This window comes from Vibrio sp. L85 (assembly GCF_963871815.1).
Lineage (GTDB): Bacteria > Pseudomonadota > Gammaproteobacteria > Enterobacterales > Vibrionaceae > Vibrio > Vibrio harveyi.
Map to the genome: position 1 here is coordinate 145485 of NZ_CAWMYL010000143.1, position 19377 is coordinate 164861.

A 19377-nucleotide genomic window follows, 5' to 3' on the forward strand; every position below is an offset into this window, starting at 1 on the left:
TTTTATCAGTGTCGGGTAGTTGTGCCCGGCACCATTGTCATTCACCCACAGGAGAGATTAATGACACCTCAAATAAGTAACTGGCTATTGAATTTTTTCGGGACAAAAACAGGAAAATTCATAGCTGGGTTTTATATCATCCTAAGTCTATTAATGTCTGGATCCCTGCTCTATGTCTGGTTCACTAAAGGGGTTATCACTCCTGACCAAGTACGCCCAGTTGTTACCGTCATTCTACCAATTATTATTTGCTTATATTTAATTACATTGGGTGCTCCACAGAAGCACACAGTAACGAATGAGAAGGAAGAAGACGATAAGTGAATGAGTTGATAGTTGCGGGTTCTACCGAACCCGTAAACTGGTGCTATCTAAACAAAATAGGACTACTTCAAATGACATCTGCGACAACTCCCCTTTACGACTTTACTCAGTACATCACTGACAGCCACAATCCACGGTATATCACTTCCATACACGGTAGTTTGCCTACAATGTTTGCTAAACAATTTATCGAAAAAGTCATTGATTCGAATTGGTGTATATCCCCTCTTTTCTGTGGATGCTTTGATACGAAAGAGCGTGCTCTTGCCTTTGTGGATCAAGTAACTGACAGTCCACTTATACTGGCTATCCCAACAATAGATTATTCCAACGTCATAGCCTTAAGTGTTTCACACAACGGCGACCAATGGGTTTTGACTGACTACGAAAATGACAGCACTGCGTATACGACTTTCGAGTCACTTGATCAGTTGCCATTTGCTGCCCACTCGTTTGGTAGCATTTGCGCTGGCGAAGAATGGGACGAACTGGCTCAATTCAAGCCAAAAACATCACTAAATGATTCTCCGCGTCATGTTGTAGTAATGAAAGCAACCGTAGCTTAGCTTCATCTTATCCATTCTCCCGGTGTACCAATTACCTATTCCCCCTGGTACACCGTTTACCTAAATCCCTTTTTATCTCTATTGCGCGTTGGTCGAACTCGATTACCGTTGAATGACTAATTCAATTCAAGGTAATCAACATGAAAGACACGCAGCTTCTTAACCCTCAAAACCAAACCACTGTTGTTGTCGCTTTGCGTCTAATGCAATCCCTTATACAGAAACAAGGTGGCTCAGAGAACATCGTTAACCACTTTTCAGACTTCATAGAAGATGGTTGGAAATGCCCGACGGCAGAGCAAATTGAATCTCTAGTCGAAGATGTAAACGTTGAGCACCATTTCAATTTGATGGACTTAAAACCACAACTAAATGGCCGTGAGCGCATTTTGAACCTGTTAGTGTTGATCGAGTATGACCACGAGGACGTTCCTAATTCAGTACTTGAAGCACTTTGGGATGGCGTTAATTACTTACGTAATGGTGAAATTATTGACCAGACATATCACAAAATCACAGGCTGGCAGTATATGCCCGAAGCACCAAAGCGTTCCCTTGCTATTAGCAAATAAGCGCCCACCGCGATTAAGCACAAAACCGCTGGGCTTTAACGAATTTAACGAACTGGCCCAGCTCGTTAACCAATTACCAGAAGAGTATGAAGAAGATGGTAACAACCAATACGACAAATATTTCAAGTGTGTTCACTCGCCTAGCCCGCGCAGCACTTGGTAACGAATCTGATTTGAGTACCTGCGAGATAAGCAAGAACGACCTATCTACCTTACTGATGGCCTATCGCTTTGAACTTGGCAACCAAAACAAAGAACTGCCAGTAGATGAACTACCAGTGGAAGAAACACGCGCAACGTTGCTCCGTGACCTATTCAACGACAATTTGAAGAACATATTTGCAGTAGACATCCTGATCGATGACGAGCACGAAGAAACGTACCATGTACAAACTCTCGACGGTGAACCACCAGCGCATAGCGACATTGAAGTCGATGTGAGTAATCGCATTCGGGCTCATTATCACGAAGGTTCAACCTTCGAAATCACAAACGTGATCTCAGTGAAAGAGAGTCTTGAAACATCACCAATCAAATGCGCCTAACTACGGTTGCATCCGGTAAGAGCGGCTTTATGGCCGCTTTTTCCGTTATCTCGCAAAACCTTTAGCCATCAGTTGAGTTGGCGCCATTTGTGAGTCATTGAAATCAATCATCCATGCATACCATCTACGGAGAGAACTAAAACATGAGAACCGTTCTGTTTACTATGCTGTTAAGTTTTGCCGGCATAGCAAATGCTGAGATTATCCACCGACAATATGAAGGTTTTGATTTGGACATCGACTGTGATCTACGCGGGGCAGTCCAATATCATTACACCCTTGGGAGAGACAAAGGCGACATAGACCGCAAACAAGATTTTGAGTTTGACCCGGAGGTACCTGCCCGTTGCCAGCAAACAAGCACATCGACTTACAAGGTAAACGGCAAGAGTACGTTTGACCGCGGCCACGGCGTACCAGCGAATCATATTGATAATTCAGAACTAGGCATTAAACAGACAAACTTCATGGTAAACATCTGGCCACAACATCGAGATTTAAACCGGGGCGCGATGAAGCAGACTGAGTTAATAGCTGAATGCTACCGTGATATAGAACCTCTTGAGATTTACGGCGGCATCATAGCAGGTGCGACACCAGCCAATTCTGACTATCTCAAATCTCATGGCATAGTCACACCAGGTTACTTCTACAAACTCATTGTACGTAAAGACCGGGCGCTTGCTTGGATATTGCCAAACAAAGCAGGCATGAAAAAAGCAGTACTTGATAAATACTTGGTGTCGGTGGCTGACTTGGAAAAAATAACGGGTAAAACGTTCCCAATGACACCTGACATGAAGACAGGTAAACCGGAACACTCTTGGATGATCCCAAGGGGTTGTGGTTGGAGTTGAACAGTGGCCAGCATAAGCTGGCCATTATTCTTATGGGGACAGTCTGACGGGATTTGAACCCGCATCGGCTTGCAAACCGGTTGGAGATGGTTTCGGGTTGCTATCCCTCACCTTGCCAACCACTCACGCTATGAGCGTTCTCCCAGTGAACTACAGACCGCCTTCATAAGAACCCATCAATTATACCTGATAAACAATCACATTCAAAATACAGCGTTTTAAATAATTATTACCATTGCAGGTAATGAACTTTGACATATTGTTTTTTTAAATTCAATTCATTATCACTCTGGTAAAAATCATATGAAAATGACCAATACTGACCACTATGATGATAGCGTCGTTATCCCTTCAATTCGTCGCAATGTTCAATTAGATATTTTCGGAAGTGACAGTCTTATAGCTCTTGAACCTGCCGACCCTCACGTAAGATTTGACTGTCCCGATTTAGATCTGAGTGATTATGACCTTGCCATCGTGAGCATGAGTGGAGGTAAAGATAGTATCGCGGGATTATGCCGCTTATTGGAAATGGGGTACCCCAAAGAGAAAATTGAACTTTGGCACAACCATGTCGACGGCGACCCTCTAAATGATGACATCTTCTTTGATTGGAACTTCATGTACTCCTACAACAAGAAGCTTGCAGAAGCGTTCGGAATCCCTTTGTACTGCAGCTGGCTAAATAAAGGGCTTCGAGGGGAGATGCTAAAACATAATTCTATTCCCCACCCTCACTCATTTGAAACGCCTGCCGGCATCATTGAGCTTGGCCGCGAAACATGCAAACCAGGCACCCGTAGAAAGTTTCCTCAACAAAGCGGGTCATTAAGCACGAGATGGTGCTCATCTTCACTCAAAGTTGATCCAGCTAAAAGAGCCTTGACCAATCAAGACAGATTCCTTGGCCAACGTATCCTGTTCATAACTGGTGAAAGGAGAGCTGAATCATCCCCTAGAGCGAAAATGTCACAACTTGCCCCGCATGCCGTAGATACTGAGAGGAAGAGTAAAAACCCGAAAAAGCCGCGTTATATCGACTCTTGGAGAAATGTGCTTCATCTAACCGAAGAAGATGTATGGCAAATACTTTCTGACTGGAGAATTACACCACCTGTACCATATCGCTTAGGTTGGGGTCGCTCGAGCTGTAAGCTCTGTATCTTTTCCTCTGACCGGGTACTTGCAACGATTAATGAGTATTGGCCAGAAAAAATCTTAGAGGTTGCTGATTACGAAGACCAATTTGGGGTCACAATCGCCCGTAGCGGCAAGAACGTGTTTGAGAGGGCCACCAGCACTACCCCGTTTATTATCGATGACGAGGAAGCGTTACAGCAATCATTCCGAAAGGAATACACTCTGCCTATCTTTGTCCCGGATGATAAGATTTGGACACTACCTAAAGGCGCGTTCAGTACTGAATCTTCTGGCGCCATATAATGGAAAAAGGGAGCGTCATGCTCCCTTCTTTATTCGTCAACTTGTTCGCTGTTGTTATCTGGTTCTATCTTGGCTTTGTTGGAACTAACTTTCATCAACTTATCTTTTAGTGAGGCAAAGTAAACCGCGCCAATTTCCTGCCTTGTGGTTTCCCCTTTTACGTCAATCATCAACACGTGATCCTTATCGCTTCGACCGAGTTTAATTTGGCTGTACTCACCAATAATCTCCGTGTTGATCACGCACGCTCGGCTAATTTTCAAATACTGGTCACTAAATGAGTTTTCCAGTTCGGCCATTGAGCAGCGGATATTCTGTTTCGTGCCATTCGTAAAGTGCAATGTAGCGTATGGATGCTTGTACGTGGCGTATAGAAAATCTTTGTTCAGGACAAAGCCACGCTTGTTTTTGGATATGATTTTTTGAATGTTCCTCAAACGGACATCGGAAATCGTCTCACCAGGTGACGCTGGTATTTCTCTTAACGCAGCAATCTGACGGTCACGGCGCATTTCGTAGTATCGATGAACATACCAAAACACCCCAAGCTGGCACAGCGCAAAGAGAAAGAATAAATAAGGGTTTAAGGACATGTGTTCATACCAAGGCATTCCTACCCGGTTCGAAACAATCCATTGGACTTTACCTAAGTCCAAATCACCAATTTTTAATAGAGATTGTCCACGTGATGTTTCTCGCGTTGGCATAGAACTGATCATGGCCAACGTATCTTCACGCGTACAAGCCACCCTTTCTGCTTGCTGGTGGCCATCAACGGAACTCAACTTCAAGCTAATACACGCACTAATAAACGGTGCCTGCTTTTCAAATCGCTCAATGAACGCCTTCATATGACGTTCAAGCCCGTCCACATTGAAGTAGTATGCATTTTCATACACTAAGTCAGAAGTGGACCTGTAATGAGCGGCTTCAACAAACACACCCTTCTCATTTCTCAGGCGGTTCGTAGAATCAACACCTGAAAGGAAGAAAAGCCCATAGTTTGCGAAAATTATAAAGCTCGCAGTGAATATAATCATCGCATTATGTTTAAGATAATTCATTATGCCTTCACTTAAGGTTTAAGCGGTTCAAATGTTTCAAGGTGAATAAGCTTCTCACCTGTCATTTCGAACAGGTACATAGGCTTATAAGCAAATCCATCATCATCAAATGAAAAGTGGTTACCCGTAGTAACAGTGCTATAGGGTGACTGTTTAATCATCCGCATAAGTTCTTTTGGTGTTGTTCCTTCCTTGAAATCATCACTTATTGCCATCAGCATTTTCATTAGGTCGTATGCAACCGTTACATGTGTTGTTACGCCGTCGACATCACAATAGGCATCCACAATGCGTTGGATAGAACTTTGTGCTCTTCGTTGTTCAAGAGTACTTTTGCTAGTAGCTGGATGGTCTATGTCCCAATCAGATATAAACAGCGCTCGTACATCCTCGGAGATACCACCAGACACTTTTAAAAATTCAGTTCTATTCATTGGCACGTTTCCACCAAAGAAAATAATGTCCTTTTTCCCGGCCCTTACTAAACGGTTGTAAAGCACACCTATCTTGGGGTTGTATAACGGTGCGAACACAAAGGCTCCATCGGGGATACGAGCCACCAGATCATCAAGTCGTTCGTTTTCAAGGCCAAACGGATAGGTATTGATGTGTTTACGATGGTCAAGGCTGTAGATTTCCCTTTTAAACAACTCACTAAATTCATCTGAGTAGTTATTTAAGAGATTCGGTACCACGACGATTGAGCGATATTGAAAGTTAGCCATAAAGTAACGAGCAATAATCTTAGACATCGTTTTGTTTGAAGATGAAATGCTAACGCCTTTATAACCAGGCTTGATGGTATTCAGTGAGGTAGCACTTGTGATATAGGGTATGCCAGCATTAGAAAATACATCAGCTGCAGCCTCAGCTTGAGTTGACGTTAAATGGAGCACCGCAAGCTGAACACTCTGTTTAACTAGATCTTGAGCGGCTTTGGCACTTGCCATCGCGTAAATGTCGCTTACTTCTTCGAAAATAAAACGGATCTGAGCGTCACTGTTGTTCAAGAAGTATGAACGCGCCATACCTCTAACAATGCATGAGCGTTCATAGTTTATGAAATTGGATTTGTTAGCACTGCTGCTAATAATGACACCCACCTTTAACGGGTGAACAGCCCTCGAAACTTCTTCATATGGTAAAGCTTGTGCGCTAACAAACGACAAACAGCCATATAGCACCAAGGCACGGCACATCAACCAGGCTCTATTAAACCAGTTGTGCCGATTTGATGGCTTTTGAAGCAAATAGTTAACGAAATTTCGATTCACAAATGACAATTTCCCTAATATTTTTCGATGAACAAAAAAAATCTAAGTGCTTGTTATAATTGAACTGTTAGTTAACAGCATTGGAATTTTAAGCACATTAATTAACTTACCAATCGTACAAATTTTGAAAACATCTCATTTTCAATTATTGTGACTTTCTCCCAAAAAATGAATGTTTCAATTTTAGGGAGCTTACTAGGTCAAATAACTATAAATGATCAACATAAGTTGATAACTGACCATCGCTTACTTGTGACATATAACAAAAATAAACATGAGCCAAAAAATTATGTTTAACGCTAAAACAACTCAAAATTGTATAGATCACCAACCTAACAACATTGAGTCTGACGACCTTGTTGTAGAGGTAACACCTTCAAACGTCATCAACCTTTTCACTGACATTGCAGCGGAGTTTGGTAACGGTGATCTAACCTATTCGTTCGACGGGGAAACCATGACACTGTTAATAGATATTAACGGAGTCAATGGCTCGATCGCTGTAGGTGACTTGGACCCATATCAAACATGGGACGCTAACTCGACTACTGACTTCTTCGCTCTTAGAGCTATTCTGTCTGTAGATCCTAAACACCTGAACGAGCTAAATCGCACTCACCCAAACACCAAGTTCTATCTTGATGGCAATGACATTTTGGCTGAGGAAGCGTTCTATCTAACGTATGGTGTAACTAATTTAAACGTCTTAGACCGCTTCTCTGCCTTTGTAAAAACCGTAAACGCTACGTTTTAAAATCGGTTTTAAACAACATACGGCAACTTCAAGAAAGACGGGATTATACATACTTTATAATTGTTAAAAAGAACAATTACGTGCATGAATATGTAACCCGTCTCTTTTCATTTGTACCATATCTGTTTGTTTTTCAAATTACATTAGCAATGTCAGATAGTTGCAATAGTATATAAACTCTACTTTCCTGTCGCTTGCGCGTCTTATGCCTTATGGCAATCTTTTATTCCAGAATCGTCTTCATCTATCTGGTTCGTATGTAGGCTAGCATGTCTTATGCAACCCATTTTACATTTCGACCAATACAAAAGGGCTTAACCATGTCGGAATACCTAGATCAAGTAGAGCTGCTAAGCAGCGAAATCAGCGCCCTAGCGACAGCTGAACGAAAAACGTATATCAACTATTCCCTGCAACGCATCCTGAACTACAAGGACATATTTATTCATAAAGAGGCTTTGTCGTCAGATGTTTTGTGCAAAGCGTTTAAATCATTATCCACAGTTGAACAAGCTATCTGTAAGCACGGACTTGATGCTATGAATTTTACTATCCACTATCTCGACGAGTTATCTAAAAACAAACGATTTAAACTTGAGCCGAGAGCATTCACAGTCGATAGTCAAATAAAGTTTCTTTCGCATTCATATCAAGCTTAGTACTGGAATGTTTTTAAAATGTCAGGATTAGCTTTTTAATTTTGTTTTGTGACCATCTACCAGATTATGTTTATGATGGTCATGTTGATATTAAAGCAGTGGTTGTTGCCACTGCTTTTTAATAATCTTGTAAATTAAACATATGGGATTTTAGACATGTCTGATCCATCAGAAAGAACGATTTTGCCTGCACTCAACTCTAGTAAAAACTCAGTTAAAGTAACGCCACTTGGAAAGTTTCTAAGAGCTTTACGAATTGAGCACGATGTCATTCTAAGAGACATGGCCAAGTCACTTGGCTACTCTTCTTCCCTACTCTCCGGTATTGAACTTGGTACTAAATCGATACCCGAAAAGGTCCGTTTTCTTGCTTTAATAAATCGCGCTTATTCCATTACAGATGGCGACGAACTGGTTAGGTTGGTCGAAGGCCACAAGTTAAATTCAGAGTCAGAGAAAGATGAAGAAAGGCCGCTGGTGGACATGAAAGCCTTACTTGATGAACGGGTTGCATCTGGCTCCCCAATCATTGTTCTGGATCCCGGGCATTCCTCTCAGGAGCTACTAGAAGCAATCAATAAAATGCTTCCTGACGATGGTAAAGCCAAACTATTTTTGTTTGACCCAAGCACCCACAGTGAGAAGGTTAAGTTATCGTAACGCATCCGTAGAAATTACTTTTACCGGTTGCATTAAAAAGGCTCCCTCTGGAGCCTTAATTGTGTCTGGTTTCTACCTACACCTAAATTTAGTCTGCTATTTCATCACAGCTTGGCGAGAGTGATAGAGTTAACCAAGTTACCTTTCCACTCGGCCCCAGATTTTGAGCTAACGTCATAGTAAACATTAAAAACATCGCCATCTTTCAGGTCTAATCGCATCTTAGCGCGTCGGATTCTAGTTGCACCGTCAATATCAAAGTCGATATATTCTTGATGCACTTGAGATACAAGAGGTTTTATGGTTACGTGCTGCTTGTTCAGCCAGCGATTAATCGCATCCTTCAAACTGTCCTCACTGCTGCACAAATCGTTGAGTTCCTGATCTGTAAACTTAGCGTTGGGTACCAGCATAGGAAGTATTGCTTTCAACTTAGTAAATTTATAGAGCACCGAGTAATCGATACCTTTCAGGTGACTAGCCCAAATCGAGTAGCAACCAAATTGCTCGGCATGACTGAACGGAATCAGAATGCGCGTTACGTATTCACCGCCAAAGCCATTGCTTACAGCGAAAAGATCATCTGGCTCTGATAGCCACGCAACATGACCACCGCATGTTTCAGCCATCATTTTAGCCGCTTCTAGAGCTTGCTTGTGATTGTCGTAAGCCTCTTCTCTCGACTGTTCGTTCGAATCCTCCCCAAATGATTCACTGTGCACTAAACAGAGGAACTTAGTACCACTATAGAGGACCGAATACGCGACATTACAGTGAAGCAACCCACCAGCAAGCCCGATAACATCTTCTTTTACAAACTCCGACTCTGTAGCAGTGAGTGTATGCCCTGCTTCTTTGTCATAGTCCAGCTGATGCTTGTCCAGGTACTTGAATGATTCATCTACCGCTTCACCGCACCCGTTTGTTAGGTACTTTATCTGTAGAGGGTTAATTACTAGTGGATTCATAGTTTTGCCTTTGGTTGTTTTTGGTTTTCTCCTAATCTACGGCCACTCACTAAACGCGCAAGACACAAAAAAGGCGCCCGGAAAACCAAGGCGCCAATGTCGAACAAAATAAATTACAGCCCTTTGACCCAATCTATTTGTGTGGTCACTACATTGAATGATTTTCGCATTTCTTCTGCGAGAGTCTGACTTAACCCGGTAAGAATACGCATCTCTCTACCCTGCTCTTTTCGCTCAATTTCTAAAATCTCTTCGTTTAGCATCTTCACGTCGTTACTAATCGTAGTCACCTGTTGCCAAAATTCTGGGCCAGTACAATTCATCTCATTGATTCGATTTGAATGCTCCAGTTCCGCGCTAAATTCCTTATGGCTTAGTGCTTGATCTACCAATTTAGTCAACGTGCCGATCTGAGGCTCAAGAGCTTTATGAAATAGCTTGGTAAACTTACTTTCAATGTATTCAAAGTCTGTGTCCTGACCTTCCACAATTGAATGAAAACTTCGGATACTATCCATGTGTTCTCTGATGACTGCAGTAGCCTCATTTAACGTCTGCAGAAGTGCATAAGCTAAAACCCAAAATTCCCTTGGGCTTTCCTCTTTGTACAGTTGCCCCAGCTTTTCTACATCTTGGTTCTTCATGATTTGGTTTAGGATTTTGGCCAGCTTCTCTTCGGCTTCACCAGCCGCCTTAAACAGTTGGTTTGCCTCAAACGTATTCCTATTCCACAACAAGAACTCTGTCGTATATTGCTTCATGAACGAGTTAGCATCGTACTGCCTTTCGACTTGCTGCTTGTAATCCACATTCTGATCTTGAGTTGCCTTGGCGTGAAATAACCCAAGGGGCAACATCAAAATGAATGCAACCGTGAAGTTCACAAGATGGTAATTGTCATAGACATCCCAATTGATATGGAGGTAATTGGCACACAGCTGAGATAAGCATGTCAGTAACGGAAGGTTCATGGGCTCAAAGTTGATAGATACTAACATTAGCCCTAACGCGATGAATAATGCCGGGAAAGGCGTAATGAGCAGCCAGATATATACGCGCTTAATCCCCTTTACCAAGGTCATGTACAGAGCACTGATGATTAGCCCCAGTAAATAGAACGCGCCAAAGTCAGTCACATACGATGAAATGGTTGCTGGCACTCCAGGAACTACCTTTAGTTCTCCACCCTTCGCATGTATTAGTTCTACCAAAGGAGATAACAATTGTTTGTCTTGGATAAACACCAATAGCAGTGCAAAAATAAATCCTGAGACAATGCCTAACATCCAGTTATATGGCTGTGGTTCGACAGGCATATTCCTCGATACCTTAATGACATCATCCATCCCCTTCCAACCAAAGCTCACAGGATCCGGTAACTCACCAGTCAAATACCTTTCATGTGCTGCCAGCGCCCTATCTTTCTCTACAGTAGCTATGAGACTTTTGTATCTCAGCTTGAGAATTGTCTTCAAATCTTCACCCTCACATATCGGTCCAACTGAGTGAACGCAGTATGGAAATCAAATGCTATTGCACATTTAATTAACCGTGTTTTTATAAATACTCACATGGCGCATATTTTGCGTTTTAAACACCTTGTTTTCAACTAATGCGTTCTATTGCCAGTTTTCATTAAGGAACCGAACATGAGCTCAAACCTCAAAAACATCATGCCAAAATTCAACATCAACGATACGACCTACCTGTACAACTGTGCCGGGGATTTTGTCGCAGAGGATTTGACCGTTTACTATGATGCTGAACGCGCAAAAGACCTGAACAGTATCGTATCCAAATGGGCTGGGGCTGAATTTGCGGTAGTACTAAGACACGGAGTTTTGGGCGTTATGGCCGAACAAGAATTTTCAGACATGTCCTTGAGAGATAACGCTATAACTGAGTTAATGCCCGTTTATTCTAAATTTAATGGCACTCGCCACATCAACATTGGGCTTATCGATAACGACTCAATATGGCCTCAAATGTTCATTCCTGCCAGCGTTGTGGAAGACCATCCCCCGCTTACATCGAGTGTCGTAAAACAATTCGCCATCGCACTAGAAAATCTCTCTGACCGAGCATAACTCCCACTCTTTATAAATGAGCGTGACCAACTAAGGTGTCGCTCATTTACTCAAATCTTATACTTCACATTTAAAATTTAACGTTTATCCTTACAAATACCTGTCCAGTACTATTGTGCGTTTAGCAAAATCGCATTTAATTGTTTCTATCAAACACGTTCAACATTCAAAGGTAGAAGCATGGATCACGCAAGCAAACTTAAACCGGGCATCGTAATTGAGCGTAATGGCGTCGAATACCTAACGACTAACTACGACGCTGATGAAGGCTATGTGTCTGTCGTTTGCATAGAGAACACAAATCAACGCGGTCAAACCTATCAGCTCCCAATTGAAGAATGCTGCATCTTTGATGAAAGCGTCATCATAGTTAATCGCAGTGAGCTTGAGTGGGTCATCGATGACATCGATTTAGAGATGATTGAAGCACTAGAAGGTAACCGAGATGCGCAGCTGACTCTTAGCCTTAAACAACGCGAGAAGTTCTATTTGCCTAAAACACTACAGGCAATGATGAACATCAAGGAGGAAGGCGCAGAAGACGGCGAAATGGGTGTCGTTTTCTTTGGAGAGCAAGAAGAACTTTTCTTAGCTGAACTCAAAACAGTATTAGAAATCTTCGACGAATTATCTATTACGGATGCTTGTGAAACCGGTGCATCGATTTTTGCCAAGAGCACACAACTAAACATCCAAGGATTCATCGGTGTGAATTTCAACGGCAAGTAATCGTGACTGCCACCAGCAATTATCCCTGCTGGTGGCATACAGGAATAACGTAAGTATTAATGCTATAGGCAGAACATGAACCAGAAAAACAAAGAGCTGTATGTCGGCCGTGAATTACGTCGCCCAGGCTACAAAGTTAAAGACATCGATTCCTTCGGTTTGTTGACCAAGACAGGCGCGAACCTTGAAGATGTAGCTCTCCAACTTGATGCAACTCCGATTATGATCATGGTGACAGAAGTTTTCCTCGGCGGTGCATCGAAGAAGCATCCGGGAGAAGTACTTGCTCAGGCTGCTCGACTAAATTGCATTGCACCAGATGTAGTCCATTATCGCCACAACCAAAGAGATGTGCATGTCAGAACAGCTCGTAAACACAACTACGAACAGAATACCCGTAAAACACTAGCGCTTTCACGCGGTGCAGGTCAGGGGCTATTCATCGTGCGTGCTCCGGGCGTATCCCCTATTGAAGCTGCAGAAGACCTCAAAGCAAATGGAATTCAGTTTGTAGTCACTAAGGTAGCAGGCAATCGACAGGCTCGAATCAATGTTTCAGCTAGTGATAAATGGCTCGTGGTTCGGTCGGAGTTATACAACCCACAAGCAATGTTACGCCCAACTCTGTCTAACTCAACCCACCAGCTAAACAATGCAATTGTTGAGTGCTTGAAGGCACCTGTATCCGAAGACTACGAATACCTCATTGAATTTGAGTCTCAACTTGTTCGTGTTCTCGATGTATTGGCAGAACGCGGAGAGGGGAAGTCGGAGAATGCACAGGCTCTCTATGAGAAGCTGCAGCAGGTTCAGGTAAAACTTGAGGTGTGTGAGTCATAAAAAGTAAAAGGGCGCTAGTTTCAGCCAACTAACGCCCTTTTCCACCCATAAAAGCCAGCTCAACTGGAGACAAACTAACCTTCAACTACACAATACCCACTTTGAGAATAAAAACAACCCTCGTTAAACTGGTTCTCACCCCTCTCTTTTTCTCACCTTTCCCGTTCATACCCTCCCGGAAGTCATAGAGAACACTTCACCTAAACAACAATTCTTACTATCTACCTCTCAACAGTCACCCAAGACTGCTTCTGTTGTTCACGTACTGACAGATTTAGTTTGAAAGTCTTCACATAAGTCACAAGTGACTCTTGGTATTAAAAATCATATAGAGGTAATTATTTGAAAATTTTTTAAATAAATACCCCAAATTTAAACTATCGCGTTTTAAGTATGTTCATACAATAAACATTGAACTTGCAGTAGTGTATAATCCTGCGAGTAATGAGATTAGTTACCCAGTAACTATTTTATCACGGCCACATATCAACACCGTTGGCGTAACCATTTTCTATACGGAGAGATTTATGGATTTGAACACCGGAACGACCATTGCCATTGGTCTAGGACTGGGCATTGCTATGCACTTCTACTTTAAAGTTAAGAAAGCACGCGAAGACAAGGAAGCAGCAGATTCACTTAAGACAGCTGGCGACAAATTGGATAAGCCAACTCCACGTACACCAAGTGCAGGTAAAACATCGCATGCTTTTGTGCCGCCGGCATCTCAGTCTGCTCGAGTGAAACCAACCCCATCTCGATCGGGCAGAGATTACGACGATGGTGATGATCTACTTGCGACCGCTGTTGTAGGTGCGGCCATTATGGATTCAGCCGAACCTGACACCACTAAGACCTATAGCAGTGTCTCTGTAACAGGTTTTGACTCCGGTTCGAGTGATAGCGGTTCAAGCTCAAGCTTTGATTCTGGCGGCGACTCTAGTTGCGACTAATTGACCGAATCATTTGTTTGTAGCTGGTGGCCGTTTAATACGGTCACTTTTTTTAGCCTTGCGCGTTAGGCACTTGTGATTAGCTTTGAGCGTATAGGCACACAATGGATTAATGAAATTATATAGGCATTACACAATGGGACACCGTATCAACATACAACTTAACCACTTGAACGACACGCAACTTTCCTCAGTCGTAGTGACAGCCAATTCAAGTGCAAAAAACTTTCCACTCAACTCGGAGTTTTATCAGATCCTTCAATCGTTAAATGGTCAGCCATCTGAGCAGCTTAGTTACCTGCTTAACCTGACCTACCCTAAAACAGAAGGTAACCACACTGCAGGCGATCGCGTATTTTTCCTGAGCACAGTCCATGATGACTCAGACACAAATATTCATATCACACTAAAGGACGTGATAATTAAAAAATCACTCCCCCTTTATCTTGTTGATGTTCGAGAGGCATTAAGTGCGATTGACCCGGATTACTCAATGTCGGAAGCCTACTTTACCGAATCATTTAATAAAGGCTTATCTGTAATTCAGGCCATTGAATCGTATATCTACCAAAACCCATTAGGCATTAAACACCTAACACCGCTTATGGGTTCGGCTTTGAATAGCGATACAGTTTGCTTGTCACGCCCATACATCCCAATTGATGCAGACGAGTATGAAGAGCTGTGCCGCGGTAGCTACGATTTCTACCAACTACCAAGTGGCCGAGTGGTGACATTTTCCAATGCAAGCTGTCATGACTCAGATACTGCTTACGCGCTTTGCCCAATGAATAATGAACGAACCAAACAGATTTTAAGCGCTCAATAAATTTTAACGCGGTGGACCAGGTTAACTTCACCGCAATACCTAACTGCAGTAACGCAACCGTAAGAAGAGATTTTAGCAATGAGCATTCATGCCACCAGCGATGATGTATTGAATAAACCACTAGCTGTGTATGCTACTGACGAAGAGAAAGAAGAAATTCTACCGAAAGGTTACTACAAAGCCACACTGTGGGGTTGTGCAGGCTCGCCAGAAATAACCGTCTACTCGAACGGGGAACAGTACTTCTCCTACGACAGTGCCAATCCTGCAGAGCCATTGGATCCAAGTGACTTTGTTATTTCTCAAATCCCCTTGTTCCCTTCGCCTAATGAAGAGGCACTGAAATACGCCTTAAACCAAGCGTTGGAATTCATAGTGAATACAGGTAACGACTATAAAAGGGATCATCACTTAAGCATACATCACGCACTTGAGGCAGGTTCACTGGTTACAGAAATTGAATCGTTACTCTTCAACAAGGAAAGCGGCAATGATTGAAGCAGCTAAAGATAACAAGCCCACTACATGGCAAGAAGACCTACAAAAACTCGTTCTCGGTGCTGTGGCATTCAATCTTGGTGTATTAGGCCTACTACTGCGATTTGGGATCATTCAATTTAGTGACAGCATCCCAGAAGAATTGCTTTACGGAATTAACACCCTGACTTCAAAGGTACTGTTTGTACCACTCTGCCTGACTCTTATCGGTGTTGGAATGCTGTTTATCTGGGTAGTACTACAAGAACCAATCCGTGAGCTTAGAACTTGGTTAAAGAGACACTAACGAACCCTGCTCGGTGCGTGAACAGTGTGTACAACTAAAACACTATAAATGAGGCAAAATAAGTGAATCAAAACGAAGCATTTAATCAGATCGTACTGAGATTTATCGATGCTTATGTTGAACTGCATTTAGAGATAAACTCCACTATCGTTATGGCTCAGTTCCCCATTGCACGGACAAAAGTTAGTAGCTTGATGACTCGGTACCTAGAGGATAAGCCAAGCAACCTACGTTATGTGGCCGCGAGACAGCGTTACCTAAAAGGTTTATCGTTTGAGCGACAGTTTCTTGAGAAAGACCAAAGCGCACTCGCCTATCTGCAAGCTATCGAACTGGCGTATAAACCTTACACGGATGCTAAGAAATAACCCTGTTGATAACATACTGAGAGTTAACCATGAATAGCTATATCGTTCACAAAGAAACCTTGTGTAAAACCTGCGGCAAGCAGTTACTCGATGAAGGAACCCATATCGATGTGAGCGGCTTCATAGCTCGTTTCGATAGAGAGGCAGTCACGATGGTTAAATCGGTCGAAGACTACATGAAGTACGCTGAATATATTGACTCTCAGTTACTGGAAAACGGTCAGATAGAAATAACATGTGACAATGTAACCTACGTTATCCGCAAACTGTAAGGGGTTCGCCCCTTATCTCCCACCACCCTACCATTTTATTGAGTTGCACGATTAGCCTTTGCATTTAGATTGGTCACATCAACCAAGCAACAAGGACTAATCATGAGCCACCACGCAATCAACGCAATGATGCGCAACCCAAAGCTGTTAATGGACTATCAAATGACGGGACGCTTACCAAGTGTGTCAGATACTCCTGCAACACCTCTACGCGACCTTATATCGCATATCCCTGCTCGATTACGACTGGAGTTCAAAGGTGTACGCCTTAGCCCTGCCCTTGGCTTCAACAGTGGTGCTCAATTCCACAACCTAGCTCAGCTGTATACGTGGCTCGGTGCTGATGAAAAGCTTATAGGCAACAAAACTCTTCCATACATGAGTTGGCGTATAGCTGCATTCAATAAACCGCTAACTATCGCGGATCTCATTACTCATTGCTCAGCAGTACCGAGTGAAGAAATCATCAATAAATTCGTAGACCCTCGATACCGCTAAGATAAGGACGTCATCATGCAAACAACGAATGCAGCACTAACCACACTTAATGAAATTGCCGAAGAACACAGTATCCCAGTTCAAGAAACTGTTCATCACTATCACCAGTGTAGAACGGTAAATCACCCTAATCGATATACAAGCGGTTTGGTTGTTAGGAATTACGAGCAGGCAACGCAATTGAATGAGTTGGCAAGCGCGTCAGGTCTAAGTACAGGGCTTCACACGTTCGGCTTTAGCTCGATTGTGTTTATCAAAGTGGATTAACTATCGTGCGCTGGTGGCTTTTGTATGAGAGCCACCAAAAGAAATGATTTAAAAACATGCATCCGTAGTTAGGAGGTTTCCTTTGCAGAGCCGATAAACTGCGGGTACTTGGGTGACATTCAGTTTCGATGTGACTTGAGGGTTATGCTGTTCTTTTTTTAAAGAACTGGCAGGGATGGTTGTGTCTAAAATATGGTCTTGCGCGAATTTCAATCGATGCGATTATAAACATATCAAGACGATACATTAACCAACTAACTTTCAAAGGTGATAATTATGGCAGCAGTAATTGTACTAGTAATCGTATTAGGTGTAGTAGCTTTGGCAAACCAACCTGAGCAGAAAACTTACAAACACTATGACTTCTCAAAAGAGCTGACTCCTAATCAGGCGCTTGCTAAAGAAGTCGCTAAACACATCCCTACTCAAACAGCTATTCACCGCTTCTAAGGACGTTACAAAGCACTTTAACTTGTAATGGACTGGAGGTGTGTGGTGAGACACATAGAAACAACATAAGAGCGACCAAGATGTTTTATCTGGTCGTTTTTTTATATCTCAAATTCATAGAACTGACTGTCGTTCTCAGGGTCGTAGGACTCCCCTTTCATAACAATTAGCCCATCTCGTATTACGTAGCCAAAATGAAGCACAGCTTTAACAGGTATTAGATCGCAGTTAACCGAGGTGTACTTAAAGGCTTCAAAGTTAGCCACGACTGAACTTTCATTAACTGCAAATACGCAGTACCCCTTTTGTTCAGAGTGTACGCACCATGTAGCCAATTCAATTGGTAGGTCATGTAGATAGATAACTCGCTTTAACCCTTTGTGCTGTACCGCAAATACAGGCATTTGTTTTGTGGCTCTATCAACACAAAGTGACTGTTCATCTATGTCATCGTTAAACAGACCATCACGTCTTTTCTCAGCCCACGATAGCCATGTGTTAACAGTGTCTTGAATGTTTAACCAAGGGATAAAGTTCGTGCTGGCTTTGACTTGGTGTGCAAACGGGATCATTGTGTTCAACATGCCGCGATTCGCAAAGCCACCAGCAAGTAAGATTGGAGTTGTTTCTAAGAAGTCGGTAAGAGCCTGCTTACCATTGGGAATTGAAGTGTTATGACTAAGGTGCTGCAAATGATTCATTGTTTCCTGTAACGCCTCCATTTCGGCATCTGGCACCGGAATGGGTTTTGGCATAAACAGATTTACATGATTCATCAGCAGCTTCCTAATAATTTACATCCGTAATGAGCTATCCTTGCTCTTATTTACTTGATTATACATCTAATTGTACATAAATGGATACCGTTAGAGCAGGTTACGGAGAATTACATCACGGGCATTTAAGCCGCTTGTATGTTCCCAGCCCATTTTACCAGAACTTAATTCCTTGGCTGTCTTAATACTAAGAAGATCAACACCTTCCGCAATAATCTCTTCGCCAAGCAATAACTCCAGCATTACCAATACAATTTCTTCACCAACCGCTTTCAGTTCACGCTTGTTTTTGAAGCCAACCTGTATCAACACTTTGCCGTTGTGAGGATTACTCTTAACCGCAACCGTGACATCAGATAGCACCGCTCCAACTTCGTTAGCGATACTTCTCATGCCATACTGTCCGGCCATGTCTGTCACCCAGTTTTGGGTAACCTCAGAATCCCACGGCAATGCAGGTAAGCGATATGGTGTAACCAACTCTCGATATTCTTCTGGGCAAGCTTTTGCAAGCTTCATAGCTACCTTGCGACCTTCTCCCTTCTCTTTTGAAGTTATAATGATCGCGTTTACCTTCGCTTCCATCATATCAAGAGAGAATTCGACACGTAGCGCCGGGTGAAACTCTTGGGCAGACTTGTTTACTGCGTCATAACGGATCTGAAACTCTTCGTTGTGGCCTAACTTCACGCTTTCTTCCAAGAAGTTGATGTGTCCAGGGAAACGGCTCCAGAAATTCTCTACTGCTTGGGTTTCTATTTTGTTAGTCATTTAGCGTACATCTCCAGTTATCCATCTTAGCAATCTTGTTTTGTGAGCAGGTATCGCGGTATTGAAT

General features: G+C 42.7%; 27 protein-coding genes and 1 tRNA gene. 21 read left to right on the plus strand and 7 right to left on the minus strand.

Annotation, left to right across the window (positions count from 1 at the left end; all coding sequences use genetic code 11):
* The first annotated feature begins 60 nt into the window (after nt 1-60).
* The 5 genes from AACR11_RS14980 (at nt 61) to AACR11_RS15000 (ending at nt 2864) form a co-directional block, all read left to right on the plus strand.
* Entirely contained in the window at nt 61-324 is a 264-nt protein-coding gene (locus AACR11_RS14980) for a hypothetical protein (RefSeq protein ID WP_053409779.1), read from the plus strand.
* 71 nt (nt 325-395) lie between these two features.
* On the plus strand, nt 396-890 hold the full coding sequence (locus AACR11_RS14985; RefSeq protein WP_139374583.1) for a hypothetical protein: 495 nt from the start codon (nt 396-398) through the stop codon (nt 888-890).
* A 140-nt stretch (nt 891-1030) separates the two neighbouring features.
* Nucleotides 1031-1462, plus strand: coding sequence for a hypothetical protein (locus tag AACR11_RS14990; protein WP_053409777.1), 432 nt, complete (start codon nt 1031-1033; stop codon nt 1460-1462).
* Nucleotides 1463-1548: 86 nt separating this feature from the next.
* On the plus strand, nt 1549-2007 hold the full coding sequence (locus tag AACR11_RS14995) for a hypothetical protein (protein WP_139374584.1): 459 nt from the start codon (nt 1549-1551) through the stop codon (nt 2005-2007).
* Nucleotides 2008-2150: 143 nt separating this feature from the next.
* A complete protein-coding gene (locus AACR11_RS15000; protein WP_053409775.1) occupies nt 2151-2864 on the plus strand; it encodes a DNA/RNA non-specific endonuclease in 714 nt (237 codons plus the stop codon).
* A gap of 38 nt (nt 2865-2902) precedes the next feature.
* On the opposite strand, the gene AACR11_RS15005 is transcribed toward AACR11_RS15000, so the two are convergent.
* Nucleotides 2903-3024 (minus strand) — tRNA-Ala (locus AACR11_RS15005).
* Nucleotides 3025-3167: 143 nt separating this feature from the next.
* Here AACR11_RS15005 and AACR11_RS15010 point away from each other — a divergent pair.
* Nucleotides 3168-4307 carry a phosphohydrolase gene (locus AACR11_RS15010; protein ID WP_053409774.1) on the plus strand — a complete coding sequence of 380 codons (1140 nt, stop codon included), beginning with the start codon at nt 3168-3170 and terminating at the stop codon, nt 4305-4307.
* Between the two features lie 29 nt (nt 4308-4336).
* Here AACR11_RS15010 and AACR11_RS15015 read toward each other — a convergent pair whose 3' ends face one another.
* Both AACR11_RS15015 and AACR11_RS15020 read right to left on the minus strand, forming a co-directional pair.
* On the minus strand, nt 4337-5371 hold the full coding sequence (locus AACR11_RS15015; protein WP_053409773.1) for a hypothetical protein: 1035 nt from the start codon (nt 5369-5371) through the stop codon (nt 4337-4339).
* A gap of 11 nt (nt 5372-5382) precedes the next feature.
* Nucleotides 5383-6570: an ABC transporter substrate-binding protein gene (locus tag AACR11_RS15020; protein ID WP_053409772.1), complete on the minus strand. Its 1188-nt coding sequence runs from the start codon at nt 6568-6570 to the stop codon at nt 5383-5385.
* Nucleotides 6571-6919: 349 nt separating this feature from the next.
* Here AACR11_RS15020 and AACR11_RS15025 point away from each other — a divergent pair, with 349 nt between their 5' ends.
* From AACR11_RS15025 to AACR11_RS15035, 3 genes are all read left to right on the plus strand, one after another.
* Complete coding sequence (locus AACR11_RS15025; protein ID WP_139374586.1) at nt 6920-7399, plus strand: hypothetical protein; 480 nt, start codon at nt 6920-6922, stop codon at nt 7397-7399.
* A gap of 320 nt (nt 7400-7719) precedes the next feature.
* The gene (locus tag AACR11_RS15030; RefSeq protein WP_053409770.1) at nt 7720-8058 is read left to right on the plus strand and encodes a hypothetical protein; all 339 of its coding nucleotides are present in this window, start codon (nt 7720-7722) and stop codon (nt 8056-8058) included.
* 156 nt (nt 8059-8214) lie between these two features.
* Nucleotides 8215-8718, plus strand: coding sequence for a helix-turn-helix domain-containing protein (locus AACR11_RS15035; protein WP_053409769.1), 504 nt, complete (start codon nt 8215-8217; stop codon nt 8716-8718).
* A gap of 104 nt (nt 8719-8822) precedes the next feature.
* Here the strand turns inward: AACR11_RS15035 and AACR11_RS15040 are convergent, their stop codons facing one another.
* Nucleotides 8823-9686 carry a hypothetical protein gene (locus tag AACR11_RS15040; RefSeq protein WP_053409768.1) on the minus strand — a complete coding sequence of 288 codons (864 nt, stop codon included), beginning with the start codon at nt 9684-9686 and terminating at the stop codon, nt 8823-8825.
* A gap of 113 nt (nt 9687-9799) precedes the next feature.
* On the minus strand, nt 9800-11161 hold the full coding sequence (locus AACR11_RS15045; RefSeq protein ID WP_079324410.1) for a hypothetical protein: 1362 nt from the start codon (nt 11159-11161) through the stop codon (nt 9800-9802).
* Nucleotides 11162-11335: 174 nt separating this feature from the next.
* Here AACR11_RS15045 and AACR11_RS15050 point away from each other — a divergent pair, with 174 nt between their 5' ends.
* The 12 genes from AACR11_RS15050 (at nt 11336) to AACR11_RS15105 (ending at nt 17763) form a co-directional block, all read left to right on the plus strand.
* Entirely contained in the window at nt 11336-11773 is a 438-nt protein-coding gene (locus AACR11_RS15050; protein WP_053409766.1) for a hypothetical protein, read from the plus strand.
* A gap of 180 nt (nt 11774-11953) precedes the next feature.
* On the plus strand, nt 11954-12502 hold the full coding sequence (locus AACR11_RS15055) for a hypothetical protein (RefSeq protein WP_079324412.1): 549 nt from the start codon (nt 11954-11956) through the stop codon (nt 12500-12502).
* 75 nt (nt 12503-12577) lie between these two features.
* Nucleotides 12578-13342, plus strand: a complete 765-nt coding sequence (locus AACR11_RS15060) for a hypothetical protein (RefSeq protein ID WP_053409764.1) — start codon at nt 12578-12580, stop codon at nt 13340-13342.
* A 527-nt stretch (nt 13343-13869) separates the two neighbouring features.
* Complete coding sequence (locus tag AACR11_RS15065) at nt 13870-14295, plus strand: hypothetical protein (RefSeq protein ID WP_053409763.1); 426 nt, start codon at nt 13870-13872, stop codon at nt 14293-14295.
* Between the two features lie 136 nt (nt 14296-14431).
* Nucleotides 14432-15124 (plus strand): hypothetical protein, encoded by a 693-nt coding sequence (locus AACR11_RS15070; protein ID WP_053409762.1) that lies wholly within the window; start codon nt 14432-14434, stop codon nt 15122-15124.
* A gap of 78 nt (nt 15125-15202) precedes the next feature.
* Nucleotides 15203-15622 (plus strand): hypothetical protein, encoded by a 420-nt coding sequence (locus AACR11_RS15075; protein ID WP_053409761.1) that lies wholly within the window; start codon nt 15203-15205, stop codon nt 15620-15622.
* A complete protein-coding gene (locus AACR11_RS15080; protein WP_053409760.1) occupies nt 15615-15908 on the plus strand; it encodes a hypothetical protein in 294 nt (97 codons plus the stop codon). The genes AACR11_RS15075 and AACR11_RS15080 overlap by 8 nt, the downstream gene beginning before the upstream one ends.
* A gap of 62 nt (nt 15909-15970) precedes the next feature.
* Nucleotides 15971-16276 carry a hypothetical protein gene (locus AACR11_RS15085; RefSeq protein WP_053409759.1) on the plus strand — a complete coding sequence of 102 codons (306 nt, stop codon included), beginning with the start codon at nt 15971-15973 and terminating at the stop codon, nt 16274-16276.
* Between the two features lie 29 nt (nt 16277-16305).
* The gene (locus AACR11_RS15090; RefSeq protein ID WP_053409758.1) at nt 16306-16548 is read left to right on the plus strand and encodes a hypothetical protein; all 243 of its coding nucleotides are present in this window, start codon (nt 16306-16308) and stop codon (nt 16546-16548) included.
* Between the two features lie 102 nt (nt 16549-16650).
* Complete coding sequence (locus AACR11_RS15095; RefSeq protein ID WP_053409757.1) at nt 16651-17046, plus strand: hypothetical protein; 396 nt, start codon at nt 16651-16653, stop codon at nt 17044-17046.
* Nucleotides 17047-17061: 15 nt separating this feature from the next.
* Entirely contained in the window at nt 17062-17313 is a 252-nt protein-coding gene (locus AACR11_RS15100) for a hypothetical protein (protein ID WP_053409756.1), read from the plus strand.
* Between the two features lie 276 nt (nt 17314-17589).
* Nucleotides 17590-17763, plus strand: a complete 174-nt coding sequence (locus tag AACR11_RS15105; RefSeq protein ID WP_157052362.1) for a hypothetical protein — start codon at nt 17590-17592, stop codon at nt 17761-17763.
* Between the two features lie 101 nt (nt 17764-17864).
* Here AACR11_RS15105 and AACR11_RS15110 read toward each other — a convergent pair whose 3' ends face one another.
* Together AACR11_RS15110 and AACR11_RS15115 are read right to left on the minus strand one after the other, a co-directional pair.
* Nucleotides 17865-18539, minus strand: a complete 675-nt coding sequence (locus tag AACR11_RS15110) for a hypothetical protein (protein WP_053409755.1) — start codon at nt 18537-18539, stop codon at nt 17865-17867.
* 90 nt (nt 18540-18629) lie between these two features.
* Nucleotides 18630-19310 carry a hypothetical protein gene (locus AACR11_RS15115; RefSeq protein WP_053409754.1) on the minus strand — a complete coding sequence of 227 codons (681 nt, stop codon included), beginning with the start codon at nt 19308-19310 and terminating at the stop codon, nt 18630-18632.
* Between the last annotated feature and the right edge of the window lie 67 nt (nt 19311-19377).

Excerpts from the sequence above, each read along its gene's own strand:
- AACR11_RS14980 (WP_053409779.1), top strand. The coding sequence starts at position 61 with ATGACACCTCAAATAAGTAACTGGCTATTGAATTTTTTCGGGACAAAA.
- AACR11_RS14985 (WP_139374583.1), top strand. The coding sequence starts at position 396 with ATGACATCTGCGACAACTCCCCTTTACGACTTTACTCAGTACATCACT.
- AACR11_RS14990 (WP_053409777.1), top strand. The coding sequence starts at position 1,031 with ATGAAAGACACGCAGCTTCTTAACCCTCAAAACCAAACCACTGTTGTT.
- AACR11_RS14995 (WP_139374584.1), top strand. The coding sequence starts at position 1,549 with ATGAAGAAGATGGTAACAACCAATACGACAAATATTTCAAGTGTGTTC.
- AACR11_RS15000 (WP_053409775.1), top strand. The coding sequence starts at position 2,151 with ATGAGAACCGTTCTGTTTACTATGCTGTTAAGTTTTGCCGGCATAGCA.
- AACR11_RS15010 (WP_053409774.1), top strand. The coding sequence starts at position 3,168 with ATGAAAATGACCAATACTGACCACTATGATGATAGCGTCGTTATCCCT.
- AACR11_RS15015 (WP_053409773.1), bottom strand. The coding sequence starts at position 5,371 with ATGAATTATCTTAAACATAATGCGATGATTATATTCACTGCGAGCTTT.
- AACR11_RS15020 (WP_053409772.1), bottom strand. The coding sequence starts at position 6,570 with ATGTGCCGTGCCTTGGTGCTATATGGCTGTTTGTCGTTTGTTAGCGCA.
- AACR11_RS15025 (WP_139374586.1), top strand. The coding sequence starts at position 6,920 with ATGAGCCAAAAAATTATGTTTAACGCTAAAACAACTCAAAATTGTATA.
- AACR11_RS15030 (WP_053409770.1), top strand. The coding sequence starts at position 7,720 with ATGTCGGAATACCTAGATCAAGTAGAGCTGCTAAGCAGCGAAATCAGC.
- AACR11_RS15035 (WP_053409769.1), top strand. The coding sequence starts at position 8,215 with ATGTCTGATCCATCAGAAAGAACGATTTTGCCTGCACTCAACTCTAGT.
- AACR11_RS15040 (WP_053409768.1), bottom strand. The coding sequence starts at position 9,686 with ATGAATCCACTAGTAATTAACCCTCTACAGATAAAGTACCTAACAAAC.
- AACR11_RS15050 (WP_053409766.1), top strand. The coding sequence starts at position 11,336 with ATGAGCTCAAACCTCAAAAACATCATGCCAAAATTCAACATCAACGAT.
- AACR11_RS15055 (WP_079324412.1), top strand. The coding sequence starts at position 11,954 with ATGGATCACGCAAGCAAACTTAAACCGGGCATCGTAATTGAGCGTAAT.
- AACR11_RS15060 (WP_053409764.1), top strand. The coding sequence starts at position 12,578 with ATGAACCAGAAAAACAAAGAGCTGTATGTCGGCCGTGAATTACGTCGC.
- AACR11_RS15065 (WP_053409763.1), top strand. The coding sequence starts at position 13,870 with ATGGATTTGAACACCGGAACGACCATTGCCATTGGTCTAGGACTGGGC.
- AACR11_RS15070 (WP_053409762.1), top strand. The coding sequence starts at position 14,432 with ATGGGACACCGTATCAACATACAACTTAACCACTTGAACGACACGCAA.
- AACR11_RS15075 (WP_053409761.1), top strand. The coding sequence starts at position 15,203 with ATGAGCATTCATGCCACCAGCGATGATGTATTGAATAAACCACTAGCT.
- AACR11_RS15080 (WP_053409760.1), top strand. The coding sequence starts at position 15,615 with ATGATTGAAGCAGCTAAAGATAACAAGCCCACTACATGGCAAGAAGAC.
- AACR11_RS15090 (WP_053409758.1), top strand. The coding sequence starts at position 16,306 with ATGAATAGCTATATCGTTCACAAAGAAACCTTGTGTAAAACCTGCGGC.
- AACR11_RS15095 (WP_053409757.1), top strand. The coding sequence starts at position 16,651 with ATGAGCCACCACGCAATCAACGCAATGATGCGCAACCCAAAGCTGTTA.
- AACR11_RS15100 (WP_053409756.1), top strand. The coding sequence starts at position 17,062 with ATGCAAACAACGAATGCAGCACTAACCACACTTAATGAAATTGCCGAA.
- AACR11_RS15105 (WP_157052362.1), top strand. The coding sequence starts at position 17,590 with ATGGCAGCAGTAATTGTACTAGTAATCGTATTAGGTGTAGTAGCTTTG.
- AACR11_RS15110 (WP_053409755.1), bottom strand. The coding sequence starts at position 18,539 with ATGAATCATGTAAATCTGTTTATGCCAAAACCCATTCCGGTGCCAGAT.
- AACR11_RS15115 (WP_053409754.1), bottom strand. The coding sequence starts at position 19,310 with ATGACTAACAAAATAGAAACCCAAGCAGTAGAGAATTTCTGGAGCCGT.